The organism is Klebsiella sp. TF21-TM (assembly GCF_019753495.1).
GTDB classification, from domain to species: Bacteria; Pseudomonadota; Gammaproteobacteria; order Enterobacterales; family Enterobacteriaceae; genus Klebsiella; species Klebsiella quasipneumoniae.
In genome coordinates this window covers 1-1,320 of the sequence record NZ_JAIJYL010000102.1, presented here as the reverse complement: position 1 = coordinate 1,320, position 1,320 = coordinate 1, and the positions used below count along the sequence as shown (strand labels likewise).

The window sequence follows — 1,320 nt, the reverse complement described above, 5'->3', positions numbered from 1 at the left end:
ATGGGTCTTCCCCGATCATGGTGGGAAGGCTCAGAACGCCATATTCAGCTTTCCGTAGTGGAACATCACCCCCAGTTTAAAGCGCTCCCGGTTTCGGTATCCCCTGGCTTTTATCCTCAGCAGCCTGATCTTGCTGTTAAGTGCCTCCGCATTTCCGTTTGAGACACTGTGTCGCATCGCATTCAGGATCCCGTACAGCCTTTTTCCTATCGTTTTCGCGGCATTTTTCATCATGGGAACGTCACTGTTAGCCGCCAGCGCCAACCATCTCTGCCAGTCACTCCGTCTTTCCTCGCTCCATGGCCTGTTCCAGATATCCTTTGCCAGCTCTTTCAGCGCCCAGCACTGGCTCGTCAGCTTCATCTGTGCACGCAGCCACATCAGCTTTTCCTGCCGGGATTCGGTCATCCACTTATCGCTGTACTGCCACAGGAAGCGGGTTCCTTTTGCCTGGTGTCGGCTTTCAACAGGGAGGTGCGGATGTTCATTCTGACGGGTTTTATCAACTACCTCGCCCAGTTGCTTCGCCACATGGAAGCGGTCAAAGGCGATTTTCTCAACCGCACTGGGTAAGTGGATACGCGCTGCTCTTATATAGCCCGCGTTCATGTCCATTGAGAGCGTTTTGATAGCCAGCAACTGCCCATCAGTGAGCGTGCGAAGATAGCCGGCAAGACTCTCTGTGCCGCGATCATCCGTTAAGGCCAGCGCCCGACCATCGCGATCGGAGATCACCGTTATGTAACGATGTCCTTTTTTAAAGGCGACCTCATCCACATTCATATGACGGGCGGATAATGGCTTTTTTATCCGGGCAAGACCTCGCTTAACTGCCCGGGTCATAATGCCGTCAACCGCATTCCAACTGAGCTTAAGTTGCTTCCTGACAGCATCAACGGTGCTGATTTTCAGCCATGAGAGAACGAACGATTCGAATAGCAACGTATACCGGCTTCCGGGGCCAGCCCACGGAACAGGCAACGTCAGGCAGCCATGCTCCGGACACATAATTCGTGGAACATCGGCTTCAACAATAGTGGTGAACTGGCAGGTATCAAGATGGCGCCATTTACGATGACGGTGATCGTGAACAGAACAGGATTTACCGCAGGTCGGACAGGCTAGCCGGGTGTTTTCAGCGATCTCAATAGTGACAGTAACAGAACCGGCATTTTCATCGAGAGAAAGGGACTTTACCTGCCACGGATCGGACAGGTTGAGAATATGAGCGTAGAGGGACTTTTCGTCCATGGCGGTGACCTCTGGCGATTAAATACACCATTATCATGCCTTCAGCCACCACAACAAGGGAAGACCCAT

General features: G+C 52.6%; 1 protein-coding gene. It reads right to left on the bottom strand.

Annotated elements, in window-relative coordinates; translation table 11 throughout:
* Positions 1 to 30 precede the first annotated feature (30 nt).
* Positions 31 to 1,251, bottom strand: a complete 1,221-nt coding sequence (locus tag K5R89_RS27075) for an ISL3-like element ISKox3 family transposase (RefSeq protein WP_000343760.1) — start codon at positions 1,249 to 1,251, stop codon at positions 31 to 33.
* Positions 1,252 to 1,320 lie beyond the last annotated feature (69 nt).

Excerpts from the sequence above, each read along its gene's own strand:
- K5R89_RS27075 (WP_000343760.1), bottom strand. The coding sequence starts at position 1,251 with ATGGACGAAAAGTCCCTCTACGCTCATATTCTCAACCTGTCCGATCCG.